This window comes from Dyadobacter flavalbus (assembly GCF_006149045.1).
GTDB classification, from domain to species: Bacteria; Bacteroidota; Bacteroidia; order Cytophagales; family Spirosomataceae; genus Dyadobacter; species Dyadobacter flavalbus.
The window spans coordinates 23,322-40,845 of record NZ_VBSN01000031.1 but is presented as its reverse complement, the minus strand read 5'-3'; the positions used below and the strand labels follow the sequence as shown (position 1 = coordinate 40,845).

Genomic DNA, 17,524 nt, shown 5'->3' with positions numbered 1-17,524 from the left:
CCCTTCTCCCTTTCTCCCTTTCTCACTTCTCACATTTTACCTTTTCTCCCTTCCTCCTTCTCCTTTACCCCGCTTCCTTTGTTTATTTTCCTCTTTCATTCTTTTGCGAACGTCGTCGTCAACTTCTTTTCCGGCTTCCATCGGAGTGAATACAGAGCCTGATGTTGCCGGTGCGGGCGGTGCATTTTTGATTTGCGAGCGATGTGCAATGTTTGCCGATATTCTTTCCGTAAGATGAGGGAACAAGCGGTGCGAAATGTAGGAACCCCGCGCTTTCCAGCCAACCGGCAATTCTCTTTTGCGGTGCAGGGAAGAAAAAATAATGGCATTCACCACTTTTGAAGGTCCGTCCATGGCAGCCATGCGCGGTGTACGTCCGCTGTAATTGGCCGCATGCCGCCAGAAAGGCGTGTCAACTGCCCACGGCATCACGGTTACTACTTTTATTTTCTTTTTATTGCCGCTCAGCCTGATTTCCTGATGCAGCACATTTCCCAAACCGCGCACCGCGGTTTTGGTGGAACCATACGTGGCATGATATGCAAGAGGAGTGGCACTTTCCACCGAACCGACATTGACCAGCTTTCCATAACCCTGCGCCTTGAACATTTTCATCGCCATCTGGCTGCCGTAAATAACCCCTTTCAGGTTCACATCAACAAGCCGGGAATATTCTTCGGAGGGAATATCTTCAAAGCGCCCGATTGCCCCGACGCCGGCATTATTGATCCAGACATCCACATGCCCGAACGCTTTTGCCGAACTGTCCGCCAGTCGCTGCATGTCTTCGGCCTTTGCTACATCAGTAACAACCACGATTGCTTTTCCGCCTGCTTTGCGCACCTCATCTGCAACTTCTTCCAGCAACTCGCCGCGGCGGGCAGCGAGTACTACATTCGCTTGATATTGTCCTAGCTGCAAGGCCACGCCTTTACCGAAGCCACTCGATGCACCGGTTACTACGAACGTTTTTCCTGACACTTTACGCTGGCCGGATTTACTCAGCTGCTTAGTCGCGCAACTGCTTAACAGCAAAAGCAGCGCAGCTGTGATCATGATATTTTCGGGCCTGGTCACCGCTTGGTTCAGGCTGGAAATGACTTTTGAAAAGAAATGGAAAGGTAGCCGCAGGTTTTGCATATACAAGTAAATCGGTAACGTTGATGAAAGTTTTGAAAGTTTGCAGGACACCGCTCAGTAAAAAAGTGTACCAAAATTTCAGAGTATTTTCCCGGGATAAATCCTGGGTAGAATACCGCTGTTGTGAAAGCGCATGATTTTTGCCTGTATCTGTCCAAACCGGAAATGATCGGATGTATTTCAATGGTATCAGCAATGATTAACAAAGGCAAAAACGTGAAGCTGAAAAGTGAAAGCCTGATGATTGGCGGAGCGGAACAATGGATCCACTACAACGAAGCCCATCTTCACGAACCGCTCATTCTGTTTCTTCACGGAGGTCCCGGCGTGGTGCAGGTTCCCATGCTGACCCGGTATTGTCAGCCGCTTTATGAAAATTTCCTGCTTGTACACTGGGATCAGCGCGGAGCGGGCAGGAGCTATCATTTTTTCGATAAAACTGATCTGACCGTACCGCTTCTGGTGAATGACGGCGTTGAGCTTGCCCGGGTTTTGTGTCAGAAGTTTAAAAAGAACAAGGTGATTTTGCTCGGTCATTCGTGGGGAACTGCTTTGGGCGTGCTCATGTGCAACGCAAGCCCCGGATTATTTCACAAGTACATTGGCATCGGCCAGGTTGGCAACTGGCTGAAAGGAGAACATATTTCCTACCATTATACACGGGACCAGGCTCTTGAAAGAAAGCAGTATGTTGCCGTGAAAATACTGGACAAAATCGGTCCGCCGCCATACAGAAACATTGTTGAACTCCTGATACAAAGAACTTTACTGATCCGGTTTGGCGGCGGAATGTACAGCGGAAAGTCGGCGCTGAATATGATTCCGGAATATGTGCTTTGGGGCAAATCTTCCTTTCTAAGAATTCCGCAGGTTACGGCCGGAAGCTGGTATTCAACAGCTTCATTGTGGGAGCAATGTCTTGCCATTGACCTGAATCTGCTTGCTCCGGAACTGCAGGTTCCGGTTTGTTTCATTACCGGCCGTTACGATTACCAGATTCCGTTTGCGTGCGCAGAGGAATATTTCAATAACCTTGTTGCGCCTGAAAAACAATGGTACTGGTTTGAGAACTCCGCCCATACACCTTTCATTGAAGAAACCGACAAGTTTAACAGGCTCGTAGTCAATGAAATCCTTTCTGACAGAAATCGTTTTTTGTAGCATCGCATTCTGCTGAATTCTCTCTGGATTTCTGCGCTGAAAAACCGCCATAGCAAAAGCAGGGACGGATCTTTTAACGTGCTAAGCAGGAATGCATTCGGATAAATGCTGCTTGCTTTTGCATGTAAACGTGTCGTTTGATCATTGCATTTATTCCTGTGTTTACCACAAAAATCCGCTGCTATACCACGAAGTGGATTCGCTGTGTATTCAACTAAATATATGATTTATTAAATTAGATTATGAATTCGGATTTAAAGCGAAACAAGCAATAAAATACACATACATCAATCCATCTTTTTACTTCAAATCGATATTTAAAATATGATCCAGATCATTATCTCCATCGCATTTTTTATTACGTTTTCTGTTTGGGTATTTAGAGAACAGATTCATCATTGGCTGGATAACAGATGATGTTATTAAATGATTTAATTAGTTTGGATGTTTTGATTAGAGCCGGATTTTATCCGGTTTTTTTATTTTTATACATGCCGGATTGCTGTACCTAAAATAGTTTATGTAAAACTTGTTCTATGCTGATTGATTATTGAATTATAATATTGTTTGTAAAACTTTATTTGTTTTCAAATTTAAATAGTTTTTGATTAATGTAATAAAGTAATATTGATTTGGGATACGGATAAATTGTTTAATGTAAATACAAGCATGGAATTAGCATCCGCATACGTGAAATTATAAATAAAGCTTCTGCCGTGAATTGATTCCAATTTCTTTTATCCTGTTTTGGTGATGAGGGTAAAATGTTGTCTGAAAGCATTTTGTACGTGTTTTTATAGTGCTGAAATCCGGTTTAAAAGCTTGTTTTGCCGCTATAAAAAGAATGTAAGAATAATTTGTCAAACGAATTTAAATGTTGTTTGTAAAATAAATTAAGTTGCTGTTTTGATGTATTTATAACAGACTTATAGTTCACTTTAATGCTTATTTATAAAAGGTTTTTACGCTTGAATAAATAAAATTAAACAGATTTAAATGGCTTAATTCATGTAAAAATTAAGGAATAAATCACGTTTGGTTAATTAAATTGAATTACTAATTTTGTTTTAATTAATTCAGTTTTTCTCCCTCAAATTATAAAAAATGAAAAAGTTAATTTTTGTATTGCTTCCTTATTTTCTATTTACTTCCTGTTCCAAAGATGAAGATTTAAAGTCTGATTTGGCTTCGAAAGTAGCAGGTGTTTATCAGGCCAATTATGCTGACATTAATAATAAATCCTCAGCATTGCCGACTTCTGACATTAACATCAATCTTCGTCTGGATATGGTTGATATCAGAACGGTGAATTGTACACTGATTACCAATATTTCCGGTGCGAAGAGTGAAACATCCGGGAAATTGAATCTGGAAAGTTCGGATGACAAAATTCGGATGCTGAACGGCAGCAGCGAATTCGGTTATATAAAAGGCAACAACCTTACCGTCGAATATGTTAACAAAGACGGTTCAAAAGTATTGATAAAGGCCAAAAAGAGGCCGGCCAATATTTAACAGCTGAAAGTTAACTCTTCCGATACGAATGTGTTGAAAAGGTATTCATGCAAAAAGGATTCTGAAATGTCAGTTCAGAATCCTTTTTTAGCTGGATTTAAAATGTACGGTCACGGAGCGGCAACTGATTTTGCCCCGTCTCCTCGACGCAGGTAAAACATCATGTGGTGCTGGTTTGTCAGGTATAATTAACGATCATGCGGATTTTATCGTCCAGTTCTTCCACTGCTTTTTCAAGAACCTGCAGTTCTTCCCTGTCGGTGACGTAATCCTCACTTTTAATCAGATCCATAATTCCCATAATCGTTGAAACAGGCCTTCTGAGCTCGTGAGACTGCATAAAGGCAATTTTCTTCAAGGAATCATTCTGGGCGATTACCAGTTTTTCCTGACTGATCCTTTTGGTAATATCCGTAGCATTGAATGACACGCCGATGATTTCACCAGCCTGGTTATACGCCGGTTCATACGTCATATACCACCAGATCGAAGTATGCTCATAGCTAAGGTAATTTTCGGATACAGCGGAAATTCCGGTCAGCGCGTTTTTGTAATTTTCAGTAAAGCTTTGAAAATGATCTTCGTGCACAAAAGACCTGATGTCTGTTCCTTCGGAAATGGTTTGGTCAAAGGTGCTGAGAATAAACTTTTCCAGCGATTTGTTGAACGCAAGTATTTCATAATTTTTGCCAAGCAGCAAGTGACAGGATTTGGAGCTTTCAAAAAATGACCTGAGCTTGATTTCTGAATTCCTGGCTTCCGTGTATTGCTTTTTCAGGATCGTTACACTGATTTCAAATTCGAGGATGTGAATAACCTGCCGGGAGAGCACTTCCAGCATTTGCAACTGCAGCGAAGACAACAGCTTCGGAGCTGGATCAATCACGCATAAGCTGCCGAGATTGTGCCCGTCCTGTGTTGTCAGCGGTGCCCCGGCATAAAAGCGGATATTCGGATTGCCGGTTACCAGCGGATTGCTGGCGAAGCGCCCGTCCAGTAATGCGTCCGGAACCATCATCACTTCATCGTTCTCAATGACATGTGCGCAAAACGCATCTTTTTTCCGGGTCGTTTCCTTGTCAAAGCCGACCTTGAATTTGATGTACTGCGTTTTATCATCCAGCAGTGTTATGAGTGCTGTAGAAGTGCCGCATATTTCTGCTGCCATCCGGACAATATCATTGAGTTCTTTTTCCTTGTCGATTTCCAGGGTAAGAAACCGGTTTACAGCCTGTAAGCGTTCTAGTTCTCTTGATGGCATTCCGGTATTAACATTTGTTGATTACTCCAGTCAGGCAATTAACGAAAAAGATTTTAGAAGTAGTTCTATTTAGGATATAAATTTTTCATATGTTTACGGATAGTATAATTCTTCCATGTAACGATTACCTATTTCTTCCAGTACGCTCCAATGGCCAAGCAAATAATCTGTATAGTTGATGATGACCCGTTATTTCAATATGTTACCAAGAGGATGATTGATAAGGTCTTAGATGATTACAGCCTTCTGCAGTTTTCTGATGGTATACAGGCCATTGAATACATCAAAGGTAACCTTGAAAATACCGATCAGCTTCCGCAACTGATATTTCTGGACATCAACATGCCCGAGCTGAACGGATGGCAGTTTCTGGACGAGTTCAGGTTACTACAAAGCGCGCATTATCTTCCGGTTATATACATGGCAAGTTCTTCTACGGACAGTAATGATATAAATATGTCAAAAACGTATGAGGAGCTTGTCGGGTATATCGTGAAACCAATTTCAAGGGAAGAGTTGATCAGCATTCTTACGTCAACTTACATTGAATGAATTCCGAACGTTCGGAATTGAAACCAGGCAAAGCTGGTTATTTCATGCTAGATTTTTTGTTGCTGAAACTGAAATCCGGACCTGCGTAATAATTCGAGGGAATCAGAAAGCTGACGGCTTTGCCTGTCGCTGAGAAATGTTCGTTTTTCCTGATAGCTGATCTTGAATTCCCAGAGTTCTGCCGTTTGCCGCTTCAATATCGCCGCTGTAATGTAACAGTTTTTGTGAACAGAACGGAGATGATCTTTTTCCATCTGATGACGGATGCCCATCCGGTTTCTTTCCCTTATTTCCATCCTGAAAAATGATTTCCATTCCTGACAATGGATCCGCAGCAGCTGCAGGTGCCGCTGTACAATGGGGTTTGATGTAAACATTGTTGTGAAGGTAAGGTTGAATGTTACGGTAAGATAACGCAATATTATATGGAATGCACTATGAAAACTATATAATGTTACACTTTAATTAATTGACATGCATTATCGTCATTTCACCGGGAAGTAATTCGAGTTCTTGTAAAATGCTGAATGTGAGATGTAAAATGTGAGATGTAAAATTTGAATTGTTTTGAGCGGGATTTGTCGGATGTTTATTTCCTGACGGCGTTTTACCGGGCAGTTGCTTTTATACCTGTTGTTTTTTACCGGATGGATTTTATGGATGGATTTTATGGATGGATTCAGCTGAATGGCAACGGATGAAGTTTGGTTACCTGTAACGTCGTTGCCAGAATTTATACCAGTTTTTGTTGGCGGGATAATTCCGGTGTGCTGCCCGGTTATTGACGAGTATGGCTACGAGCAGCAGGATCACCGCGCCGGAAAGTACAGGGCTGAGCACATACATATAGCCCATGCTTGTGATTTTTTCAGAACCGATATTGGCAATCAATGCCGTTGCTCCGCCGGGCGGATGCAATGTTTTGGTAATCTGCATGAATACAATCGAGAGGGAAACCGCAAATGCAGATGACAGCCAGATCTCGTTGGGAATAATATAATGTACCGTAACGCCGATCAATGCGCAGATTACATGTCCTCCGATCAGGTTGCGGGGCTGCGCAAGCGGGCTGTTGACGATACCGTAAATCAGTACGGAAGAAGCTCCGAAGGAACCGATCAGAAAAATGTTATCCGTTGCACTGAAACTGCCTTTATTTATAAACCCGATAAGCGCAATGCCCAGAAATGAGCCGATGAAGGTCCAAAAGTGTTCCCTGAAATCAATAAGGGTTTCCTTGTATACGACATAACGCGCCATGCGCATGTGTTTTCTGAATCGTCTTCGCAAAATTTAAAAACCGGTTAATCTTTCACTAAAACCCTGACGGACTTTGAATAGTTCTGCCGGAATGACTATCCGCCGGTGCCGCTGGAAACCGCAGCAAATTTAGAAAAAGAATTTTTTCGCAGCAGTGAAATGTACAGGACTGGAAGTGAAATGTGAATCATTGACGGTGATGCTGTAACCTGCTGCAATGAATTCCGGTTAGTTCATCAAGCGTCCTCTTTGTTCAGCCGTACATCTTCACTGTATTGTTCCTGCTCAAATACCAGATCATGCATGAGCCTTGCGCGCTTGCCGCTTTCATCGGCTTTGCTTTGGAAGAGTTTGGCAGCCTGAGCATTGCCCAGTTCCTTATACTGGTCCGCGATGCTGGATAGCAGCATATCCATTTCTTCCAGCCCGCGCATGGTTTGCCACAGTTTGCTCTCCACCACTTCCGACAGTTCGGCAAGCAATGAACTGGCCGTGTAGGCATGTCCGGTATGACATCTGAAACGGATCAGTTTGTTTTCAACCAGTCTGACCAGTGCTCCGTGACATTGCGGGCACGTAAAGGGTGTAAATTCTCCCATATCCATGATACCCATTTCAAAAGCATTTCCTTTGGTGGCAATAATCACTTCCAGTTCCAGCTGCTTCAACTGCTGAGGTGTAAATTTGTTCCGGTCCGGTGCGGGTTCTTTAACCAGTGCGGAAAGGATCGGACCCATATCCATGGCCGAAATGGTATAGTCCGCATTGACGTATTCAAGTGTATTTTCAGGCAATTGCGGCTGCTCGGCATCTTCCGGGGCCTGAACAATGGTCATGCCGCCCTGCTGCTGAATGGTCCATAATCCCGAAACGCCGTCATTCAGCACGCCGGAAAGAATGATGCCGATCACGCGGGAGCCGTATACATACGCCGCCGACCTGAACAAAGCATCGATGGAAGGCCGGAACCGGTTTTCTTTCGGCCCTCTTTTAACCCTTACCTTTCCTTCTTCCACGATCAGGTGATGATCATTCACAGCGACATAGATTTTTCCCGGCTCGATAAGATCGCCGTCTTTCGGGTGTACTGCCTGCAGTCTGCCCACTTTTTCAAGGATCCAGGGAAGTCTTGATTCTGAATACGCCGGTATATGCAGAACAATAAAAACAGAACCTTTAAAATCGGGAGGTAAACTGCTTACCAATTCTTTCAAAGCCATTACACCGCCACTGGAAGCACCAATTACTATTATATCCCGTATCTGCATGTTTATAAGTTAACTTACCTGTAAAATGTTACAAGTAAAAAATCATTTCATCATACTTGCAGTTTGTGCTATTTTATCAGCTTTCTAAACAGGCAGACCGGCATTGAGAATTGACTCCACGGCAAAAATAACTAAGTGATGATCGTAAGTAATTAATTTGTAACACAATGGAAGCATACACAGCATAAAAAAGAAACCGGGCGCACTACGCCCGGCATCTATGTATTAACCCTCCTTATACCAAATTAACAATTACATCAGTCAATGGCGCCGCATTTACAATTGTGATGCCAGAAGCGTAATGCCACAAATTGGGGAATTTAAAACGCCGTAAATGAAATGAAGCGCAAACGTATAGTTCAATTGCTTTGTGCACAGGGCGGTTTCAGGTCATCGCATGAGGAACATCCGCTACATAACCGCACCGCACCCGGTTTTTGCCAATGCGCCTGTAAAGGTCAGGACATGGATTTTTATGGATCCGGCGGAGAAAAATTACCTTTTTCCCGTTCGTAAAATGGTTCAAATCCGGAACTCCTGAAAGCCAGTTCCAAGCCTTACTGCCAGATTTTTGTTTCGCCTTCGCCATGATGGTTTTTCCACGCCCTCAGCATGCTTTCGCAGTTAAAAACCAACTGAACATGTCCGTGTTTGTCCATAGCGATCAGGCCGCCTTCACCACCGAGCGCAGTAAGTTTGTCAATAAGCGCCATACATGCTTCCTGCAAGCCGAGTTGCCTGTATTCCATATAACAGGAAATGTCATAGGCTGCCACCAGCCGCATTAAATACTCGCCGTCGCCGGTACAGGAAACGGCGCAGGTTTGATTGTTCGCGTAGGTTCCGCTGCCTATGATCGGGCTGTCGCCTACACGTCCGTATTTTTTATTGGTAAGCCCGCCTGTCGAGGTGGCAACGGCAAGGTTTCCGGACGTATCCAGCGCAACGGCCCCAACAGTGCCTTTGCCGGTATTGAGTTCGCTGGACTGTTCCTTTGCTTGCAGCAGTTCCTGTTTTCTTTTTTCTGTAAAGTAATACGTGTCGTCTTCAAACGGAAGTTGATGTTTTCTGGCAAATTCAATGGCTCCGATTCCTGTCAGAAGCACATTTTCAGATTTGTCCATCACCGTGCGGGCAAGCTGAACGGGATTTTTAATATTTGAAATAGCCGAAACGGCCCCGGCCCGCAGCGTCTTTCCGCACATCACGGCCGCATCCATTTCATGTTTTTCATCTGAAGTAAAAACAGCGCCTCTGCCTGCGTTGAAAAGCGGAATGTCTTCGAGCGCCATCACTGATCTTTCAACCGCGTCCAAGGCTGTTCCGCCTTTTGCCAGAATTTCATATCCTGCATGCAGGGCTTCATCCAGTCCTTTCAGGTAATCTGCTTCCTGCTGCGCTGATGTATTTGCGTGTGTAGCTGATCCGGCTCCGCCGTGTATGGCAATTGTGAACATAGGAATATTAATAAAACGGGTACAGATTTGAAAAGCTACGCACCCTAACAAAAACTTCGCCAGCAAAGCAGCTGGCAGCATTTGGAAGCGTTTATGTGTAAAATTTCCTCAATATAATTATATGCTTGAAATGGCATTCCGGTTTTTTCTGTTCCGGTCTTATGTAAGGAGAAGGAACGGAGTTATGTTTAACCAGCTATTCTCTAAGGGTTTAAGTTCAGGAAATGGAGGTATGACTGTTTGTTGAGCCCTTTTTTTCCATTGTAAAAACGAGATTGTGGCAGGCACTGCGCATTTGCCCCAAAATGGTTGGCGGCCACTGGCATACTTATTAAGAACACGCCGGAAATTTTATTGGCATGCCAGGAAAATACAATCCACAATAGTAAAAAACAATTTAAATTTCAGAGTATGAGAGTGATTGAAATACGTTGCCTGCGTGGACCGAATGTCTGGTCGGTGCGACGAACCAAGCTTGTCGTCATGAAGCTTGATCTGGAGGAGTTTGAGGAGTTGCCTACAAATAAAATAGATGGTTTTTACGATAGATTGAAAAGTGCTTTGCCCGGTCTGTATGATCACTTCTGTTCCGAAGGACATGCGGGCGGCTTTTTTGAAAGGGTAAAAGACGGTACCTGGATGGGGCATGTCATTGAGCACATCGCGCTGGAACTGCAGACGCTCGCAGGTATGGATTGCGGTTATGGTCGTACCAGAGGTACCGGCACGTATGGCGTTTATCATGTCGTGATAGAATACAGGGAGGAAAGGGCAGGCGTTTACGCAGCGGAAAGTGCTGTGGCACTGGCGCTGGCGCTGGCATTCCGGCAGCCTTTCAACATTGAAAATACAGTTGAAAAATTAAAATCGATTTATGAAGAAGACAGGCTCGGGCCCAGTACGCAGTCTATAGTAAGCGCATGCGAGGAGAAAGGCATTCCATACCTCCGTTTGAATGACGACAGCTATGTACAGCTTGGCTACGGTTCCCTGCAAAAGCGGATAGAAGCTACGACCACAAGCTTGACGAGCAATATCGCTGTGGAAATTGCGGGCGATAAAAACAGGACCAAACAAGTTCTTTCCCTGGCCGGCATACGTGTTCCGGCAGGAGAGGTAATTGCCGCCGAACACGAGCTGATGGCTGCCTTAAGTGAACTTAAATTCCCGCTGGTCATCAAGCCGCTGGATGGAAATCAGGGAAAAGGCGTTACAACCAATATCACCAGTACCGAAGCTGCTGTAAACGCATTTGCAAGGGCAAAGGCCTATTCGGATGATGTGATCGTGGAAGAATATATTGAAGGAATGGACTACCGGCTGCTTGTTGTTGACGGAAAACTCGTTGCCGCTGCGCGGCGCACGCCGGCCTGCGTAACCGGCGATGGCGAATCCACGATCCGTGAACTGATCAATATCGTAAATTCGGATCCGAGAAGAGGCGATGGCCACCAGAATATACTGACCAGAATAGTCGTTGACAATGCCGTCCGTTCACATCTGAACAGCCAGGGATTGTCACTGGATTCGGTTCCGCTGCCTGGAAAACAGGTGATGATCTCCACCGCTGCAAACCTGAGCAAAGGAGGGACTTCGGAAGATGTTACCGATGAACTGCATCCGGACCTGGCGCGGATGGCAGAACGTATAGCGAAGATCGTAGGGCTGGATATCTGCGGAATCGATCTGATTGCAAAAGATATCAACCAACCTGTGGCGGCATCCGGCGCGGCAGTCGTGGAAGTGAATGCAAGTCCGGGTTTCAGGATGCATTTATTTCCCTCTTCGGGAAAAGCGCGTAATGTGGGTCAGCACGTTGCAGATATGCTGTTCCCGGAACCGGCCAGCGCACGTATCCCGATTATTGCCGTTACCGGAACGAACGGGAAAACCACAACCAGCCGGATTGTTGCACATCTTTTCCGACAGACCGGCGCTTGTGTGGGTTATACGACTACGGACGGAATTTATGTGGACGGGCAACTGATTGAAACCGGAGACTGCACCGGCCCGGAAAGTGCCAAGATGATTTTAAGAGACCCGACCGTTGACGTGGCCGTACTCGAAACTGCACGGGGCGGATTGCTCCGGTCCGGCCTGGCATTTGACAAATGTAATGTCGGCATTGTCACGAACGTTGCAGCGGATCATCTGGGCCTTAACGACATACATACACTGGAGCAGATGACCAATGTAAAAGCCGTTATTGCAGAAGCAGTAAAAAAAGACGGATATGCCATTCTGAATGCCGACAATGACCCGAGCTATGGAATCAGGGAACGCCTGAAATGCAAAACAGCCTTGTTCAGTATGGATCCCGATAATGAACGAATTTTTGAACATACCCGGAACGGCGGACTGGCGTGTGTTTATGATAATGAAAAAATTAAAATCATTGACGGGAATGAAATTATTGATGTGGAGTCCGTCGAAAGGGTGCCTGCTACATTCGGCGGCAAATGCCATTTTATGATTGAAAACATTCTGGGTGCTGTTCTGGCTGCGTATGTGGAGCATGTGGATGTGAATTCGATAGCAGAGGGTCTGCGTACTTTCCGCATATCGGACGACAGTACGCCCGGACGGCTGAACCATTTCCATTTCCGTGATTTTGATTTTATGATCGATTATGCGCATAACCCGCATGGAATGAGCGCGCTTGGCCAGTATATCGAAACGTTGCCGGCGACAAGCAAACTTGGGATCATAACCGGTGTCGGCGACAGAAGGGATGAGGATATTGAGGAAATGGGAAAAGTGGCAGCAGGCATATTTGATGAAATTATCATCCGGCTGGACGAAGACCTGCGCGGCCGAAGACACCAGGATATGATCAATCTGATTAAAAAGGGAATAAAAAGGGTGAATCCCATTTGTAAGATAAAAATTATCAAAGACGAACTTCAGGCCATCAACTTCGCAATACGCCATTTCAAGCCGGGCCAGTTGATCGTGCTCATGACGGACAAGGTGAGAAATTCCATTTCGCTGGTCCGCGGATTTAAGGAGCTTGAAGATCAGACCGTAAATTATGAACAATTAGCAACAGATTTCATTTAGTATATGATAGTGCCAAAAGGTAAGCTGATCCCGATCGGAGGGAAAGAAGCAAGAAGTACGCCGGACCGGAATGATTCGGAAAGTTCGCGCCAGATAGAATTCAATAGTAATGGCGTGTTACAGCAGGTTTTAATGGAAATGAAAGGCCCGGATTCCAGGATCGTCGTAATTACTACGGCTTCACAAATACCGGATGAAATGGGAGAAATGTACATCAGGGCGTTCAATGAACTGGGGTGCAGTCAGGTGCATGTACTGCATCTCGACGGTCGAAATGTGAACAGCCAGAAAAGCCTGGAAACACTGGCTGCGGCGGACGGTGTGTTTTTTACCGGCGGCGACCAGACAAGGCTGACTGATAAGATCTGCGATTCGAAATTTATGGACCTGCTTCGGGAACGTTATGTGAATGAGGATTTTGTAATTGCAGGAACAAGTGCCGGTGCCATGGCCATGTCGGCAACGACCATCAAAGAAGGCTCGGATGAAGAATCGCTGCTGAAAGGGATCGTTGAGCTGGAAAGAGGTTTTTCACTGCTGCCGGACACCATTATCGATACGCATTTTATGAGCCGCGGACGTTTTTCAAGACTTTCCGAAGCCTTGCTTGCCAATCCGGGTTTCATTGCACTGGGCATCTGTGAGGACACAGGCCTTGTCATTGAACAGGGCGGAATAATGCGCACCATCGGTTCCGGTGTCGTGTTGCTGCTGGAAGCCGATAAAATCAAAGAGACCAACTTCAAAAAAGCAAAGAAACTGCAGCCGGTTTATGTGGAAGGCATGCACATGCATATTCTGGCCAAAGGTGCCGGATATTCGCTGAAAGACAGAAAGTTTTTGCTGATCGAGGATAAATAAAGCTTCCGGCCGGAAGGCTAACAGGATGCCTGTTTTCTTTCCGGCCGGACAAACGCTGACACCGGTTCATCACAGCAAATAACTGCGCCTGACAAACTGCGCCATTTCAATGAAACCTTCAAAAGTGTCGGGTTTGCGGATGTAATGATTCACGCCTGCTGAAATGGCACGTTTGATCAGCTGCGTATCCGAAGACGTTGAAAACATAATGGCGGGAATGTCCGACAAACCCGGTGTTGCCCTGATTTGTGCGATGGTTTCAAGTCCGTTCATACGCGGCATGTTCATATCGAGCAGAAAAAGCGACGTACTTTGCCCGTAATTTTTGATTACATCAAGCAGTTGCTGCCCGTCTTCCGCTTCTACGATACTGATTTCCGGCGCTACTTCCATTAATGCATTGGATATCAGAAACCGGTCATCCGGATCGTCATCGCACAGAAAAACCGTTTTCAGTAAATTCATTTACAGTAAGAAAATTTATCTTTCATGGATTGGCTAAGGTATGTATTTAAATCAGATAAGCAGTGAGCAAATGCATTTGCAGAATGGCCTGATGCCGTTGATAAAAGTCATTTTACAACCATTTTACAGCTCGGACAATAACTGCTCGTATTTGGCTGTTTTGCCTTCAAAATTTCTCAGACTTGTTTCATAAATGAGTTTGAGTGAAAGAAGTTCTTCATAATCTGCACGGTATACAGCATCCTCGTCCGGCTCATGATCGAGTTTAGGCAAGAGTTCCGTCAGCCGGTTCAGCGATTCCTGATTTTGTTCCAGTCTGTACTGGTGCCATTCCAGCATAAGCCGGTATTTTTCCTTAAGTGTATTTTTGTCCATGGTTTTTGTCTGAAAAGCATAAATCTAAACATAAAATGCTTTTCCGGGATTTTCTGAAAAATACTTTAAGGCAAAAACTGGATTGTCCGTTGCATTTGCAGCAGACCGCATAATAAAATCCGACGGGCCGAAGTTGCTTTAAATACCGTTGGTAAATTGGTATAGTAAAATGATTGCCATTTTTTCTTTGCTAGTTTATATGCACATTGTTAACATGAAAATCCGCAAATCATGAGCCTTTTTCGACATTCTGTCTTCATACTTGTTCTACTTTTTATAAATCCCGGAAACTGCATCCGGGCGCAGCAAAGCAATAGTCCCGGCGTTGCGGATACAAGCCGTTTTGACCGCGATTATGCGCTGGAAGCTACCATGCTGGGTTATTTTGCCAAAGACGGTTCCCGTAATCCGGTACTCCGCGCCAACAAAGGCGACCGCGTAAGAATCAAAATCACCAATGGCGAGCTCATGACGCATGATATTTCGCTGGAAAAAATGGGGATCAAAAGCAAGACCATCATGGAAAAAGGTGCGAGCACAAGCATCATTTTCAGGGCGGATCAGAGCGATACGTACTTTTGTTCCGTGCCGGGCCACCGTGCTGCCGGAATGGTGGGAAATTTTGAGGTTGTGGAAGGCGCGATTTCCAATGCAACCATTGCAGGCAAATTACCCGAGAAAAACGGTCAGCCGCTGAACCTGAACTTTGAACAGGGAACACTGAAAGACTGGACGGCAACGGGCGATGCTTTTGTCAATCCCGTTTTTTCGGCCGATCCGTCGCCTGTTCATGAAAAAGAAATGCACATCGGTTTGGAAGGAAAGCATTTCATCAGCAGCGGCGGCACAACCCATTATAAACTGACAGGAACGCTGACTTCCGTACCTTTTAAAGTAACGCAGCCGTTTGCAGCTTTCAGGGTTTCGGGCGGTGCGCTGCAGGACACGCGCGTAGAATTGGTGCTGGCAGGTTCCGACAGCGTGATTTTCCATATTACCGGACAGGGACGCGCGACGCTTCAGCCCGCCGTTGTGGATCTGCAGCCTTATCTGAACAAGGAAATTTTCATTCGTATCATTGACAACGAAACGGGTATTTCACAGATTCCGTACATTCCGAACGACAAATGGGCGCATATCAATTTTGATGATTTTATGTTTTATCCAAGTCGTCCGGATTTTCCCAATGAGCTGAAACAGAAAGATATTATTATACTTCCGCCGCTTGATCCCGTTCTGCATGCCGGGCTTTCGGGCACCGAAGCCGCCAAAGTGATGACCTTGCCGAAAGGTTTTAAAATCATACTTGCCGCCGCCGAACCGGAAATTATCCGTCCGATCAGTTTTACAACCGATGCGCGTGGCAGGCTCTGGGTTGTGGAAGGACATACGTATCCGGTACGTGCGCCGGAAGGCCAGGGAAAAGACCGCATCCTGATTTTTGAGGATACCAACGGAGACGGAACGCTGGATAAAAGGAAAGTTTTTGCCGAAGGGCTTAATCTCGTCAGCGGCATTGAAGTCGGAATGGGCGGCGTATGGCTTGGCGCGGCGCCGTATCTTCTGTTTATCCCGATGGATGCCAAAAACGACAAACCTGCCGGGCCGGTACAAAAGCTGCTCGACGGCTGGGGGCTGGACGATACGCATGAAGTGCTCAATAATTTACGATGGGGCCCGGACGGCTGGCTTTACGGAACACACGGCGTTTTTACCCATTCCAACGTAGGCAAACCTGGCGCAACCGACGCGCAACGGACGAAGATCAATGCGGGTGTATGGCGTTTTCATCCGGTTACACAGCAATTTGAGGTATTTGCAGAAGGTTCGAGCAATCCGTGGGGAATTGATTTCAATGATTACGGACATCCTTTTATAACGGTTTGCGTGATCCCGCATATGTATCATGTCATTCAGGGTGCACGTTACCAGCGGCAGGCCGGCGAGCATTTCAATCCGTATACCTTTGACGATATCAAAACCATTGCAGACCATGTGCACTGGGTAGGGGAGCGCGGCCCGCATGCCGGCAACTTCCGCTCGGCTTCCGCCGGCGGCGGCCACGCACATGCCGGCGCGATGATTTATCTGGGCGGCGATACGTGGCCGAAAGAATACCGCAATGAAATATTCATGAACAACATCAACGGCGCCCGGCTGAATATTGATCATTTTGAACGCGCCGGCTCGGGTTATGCGGCTACGCACAAAAACGATTTCCTGGCGATGAACGATTCCTGGTCGCAATGGCTGAATATGAAGTACGATCCGAGCGGTTCGGTTTACGCCATCGACTGGTATGATAAAAACCAGTGTCACAGCCCGAACCCGGACGTTCACAACAAAACCATGGGCCGGATTTTCAAAATTACCCACGAAAATGACAAATGGGTGCAGGTGGACCTGACGAAAGCCTCCGATATGGAATTAGTTAATTATCAGCTCAACAACAATGACTGGTACGTAAGGCAGGCCAGGACCATTTTGCAGGAACGCGGCCCGAACAAAAAAGTACACAGGGCATTGAAGGAAATGCTGGCAAACAATCCGGACGTTACCCGGAAACTCCGCGCCATGTGGACCCTGCATGTAACCAAAGGGTTTACCGAAAAGGAACTGACAGACTTGCTTGCGCACGAGAATGAGTACGTTCGCAGCTGGGCCATTCAGTTGCTGGCGGAAAGCAAAAAAGTGTCACCCGAAACATTGAAACGCTTTACGGCACTGGCACAAGGCGACAGTTCCGCTCTGGTAAGACTGTATCTGACTTCGGCCATGCTCCGCCTCGAACCCGGCCAGCGTTGGGACGTCATGAATGAACTCGTTCAGAAAGCGCAGGATAAGGACGACCACAATTTGCCGCTGATGGTATGGTATGCGGCCGAACCGCTTGCTGCGCTGGATATGAAAAGGTTTATGCAAATGGCCGAAAAATCAAAGTTCCCCAAATTCCTGCCTTACACCATTCAGCGTGTGGCTGCGCTGGGAACCGAGGATTCCAGAAAAGCATTGAAAGAATTAAACGAACGTCTCGGAAAATCGGATTCGCATGAAAATCATGAGAGCCGGATGCTGATCGGGAAAGTGCTGGAAAAGTAAAAATTTGAATTCAGAATGATATTTGAATTCAGAATGATATGACAGGAATC

The 17,524-nt window shown here is 45.7% G+C and carries 14 protein-coding genes; 6 read left to right on the top strand and 8 right to left on the bottom strand.

What is annotated here, in order from left to right; translation table 11 throughout:
- Positions 1 to 36: 36 nt before the first annotated feature.
- Positions 37 to 1,140, bottom strand: a complete 1,104-nt coding sequence (locus FEM33_RS10610) for an SDR family NAD(P)-dependent oxidoreductase (RefSeq protein ID WP_229214192.1) — start codon at positions 1,138 to 1,140, stop codon at positions 37 to 39.
- 123 nt (positions 1,141 to 1,263) lie between these two features.
- Between FEM33_RS10610 and FEM33_RS10605 the strand changes: the two genes are divergently transcribed.
- Positions 1,264 to 2,301, top strand: coding sequence for an alpha/beta fold hydrolase (locus FEM33_RS10605; RefSeq protein WP_139012039.1), 1,038 nt, complete (start codon positions 1,264 to 1,266; stop codon positions 2,299 to 2,301).
- Between the two features lie 1,104 nt (positions 2,302 to 3,405).
- Positions 3,406 to 3,816, top strand: a complete 411-nt coding sequence (locus FEM33_RS10600) for a hypothetical protein (RefSeq protein ID WP_139012038.1) — start codon at positions 3,406 to 3,408, stop codon at positions 3,814 to 3,816.
- Positions 3,817 to 3,994: 178 nt separating this feature from the next.
- Here FEM33_RS10600 and FEM33_RS10595 read toward each other — a convergent pair whose 3' ends face one another.
- On the bottom strand, positions 3,995 to 5,077 hold the full coding sequence (locus tag FEM33_RS10595) for a GAF domain-containing protein (protein ID WP_139012037.1): 1,083 nt from the start codon (positions 5,075 to 5,077) through the stop codon (positions 3,995 to 3,997).
- Between the two features lie 150 nt (positions 5,078 to 5,227).
- Here FEM33_RS10595 and FEM33_RS10590 point away from each other — a divergent pair, with 150 nt between their 5' ends.
- Positions 5,228 to 5,629, top strand: coding sequence for a response regulator (locus FEM33_RS10590; RefSeq protein ID WP_139012036.1), 402 nt, complete (start codon positions 5,228 to 5,230; stop codon positions 5,627 to 5,629).
- Positions 5,630 to 5,676: 47 nt separating this feature from the next.
- Here the strand turns inward: FEM33_RS10590 and FEM33_RS10585 are convergent, their stop codons facing one another.
- The 4 genes from FEM33_RS10585 to FEM33_RS10570 form a co-directional block, all read right to left on the bottom strand.
- A complete protein-coding gene (locus FEM33_RS10585; protein ID WP_139012035.1) occupies positions 5,677 to 6,006 on the bottom strand; it encodes a hypothetical protein in 330 nt (109 codons plus the stop codon).
- A gap of 331 nt (positions 6,007 to 6,337) precedes the next feature.
- Positions 6,338 to 6,919, bottom strand: a complete 582-nt coding sequence (locus FEM33_RS10580; protein ID WP_310588822.1) for an HPP family protein — start codon at positions 6,917 to 6,919, stop codon at positions 6,338 to 6,340.
- A gap of 206 nt (positions 6,920 to 7,125) precedes the next feature.
- Entirely contained in the window at positions 7,126 to 8,157 is a 1,032-nt protein-coding gene (locus FEM33_RS10575; RefSeq protein ID WP_139012034.1) for a chemotaxis protein CheB, read from the bottom strand.
- 557 nt (positions 8,158 to 8,714) lie between these two features.
- Positions 8,715 to 9,614, bottom strand: coding sequence for an isoaspartyl peptidase/L-asparaginase family protein (locus FEM33_RS10570; RefSeq protein WP_139012033.1), 900 nt, complete (start codon positions 9,612 to 9,614; stop codon positions 8,715 to 8,717).
- A gap of 411 nt (positions 9,615 to 10,025) precedes the next feature.
- Here FEM33_RS10570 and cphA point away from each other — a divergent pair, with 411 nt between their 5' ends.
- On the top strand, positions 10,026 to 12,674 hold the full coding sequence (gene cphA / locus FEM33_RS10565) for a cyanophycin synthetase (RefSeq protein WP_139012032.1): 2,649 nt from the start codon (positions 10,026 to 10,028) through the stop codon (positions 12,672 to 12,674).
- Positions 12,675 to 12,677: 3 nt separating this feature from the next.
- Entirely contained in the window at positions 12,678 to 13,535 is an 858-nt protein-coding gene (locus tag FEM33_RS10560) for a cyanophycinase (protein WP_139012031.1), read from the top strand.
- Positions 13,536 to 13,604: 69 nt separating this feature from the next.
- Here the strand turns inward: FEM33_RS10560 and FEM33_RS10555 are convergent, their stop codons facing one another.
- A complete protein-coding gene (locus tag FEM33_RS10555; protein ID WP_139012030.1) occupies positions 13,605 to 14,000 on the bottom strand; it encodes a response regulator in 396 nt (131 codons plus the stop codon).
- A 123-nt stretch (positions 14,001 to 14,123) separates the two neighbouring features.
- Positions 14,124 to 14,375: a hypothetical protein gene (locus FEM33_RS10550; RefSeq protein ID WP_139012029.1), complete on the bottom strand. Its 252-nt coding sequence runs from the start codon at positions 14,373 to 14,375 to the stop codon at positions 14,124 to 14,126.
- A gap of 231 nt (positions 14,376 to 14,606) precedes the next feature.
- Here FEM33_RS10550 and FEM33_RS10545 point away from each other — a divergent pair, with 231 nt between their 5' ends.
- Positions 14,607 to 17,474, top strand: coding sequence for a PVC-type heme-binding CxxCH protein (locus FEM33_RS10545; protein WP_139012028.1), 2,868 nt, complete (start codon positions 14,607 to 14,609; stop codon positions 17,472 to 17,474).
- Positions 17,475 to 17,524 lie beyond the last annotated feature (50 nt).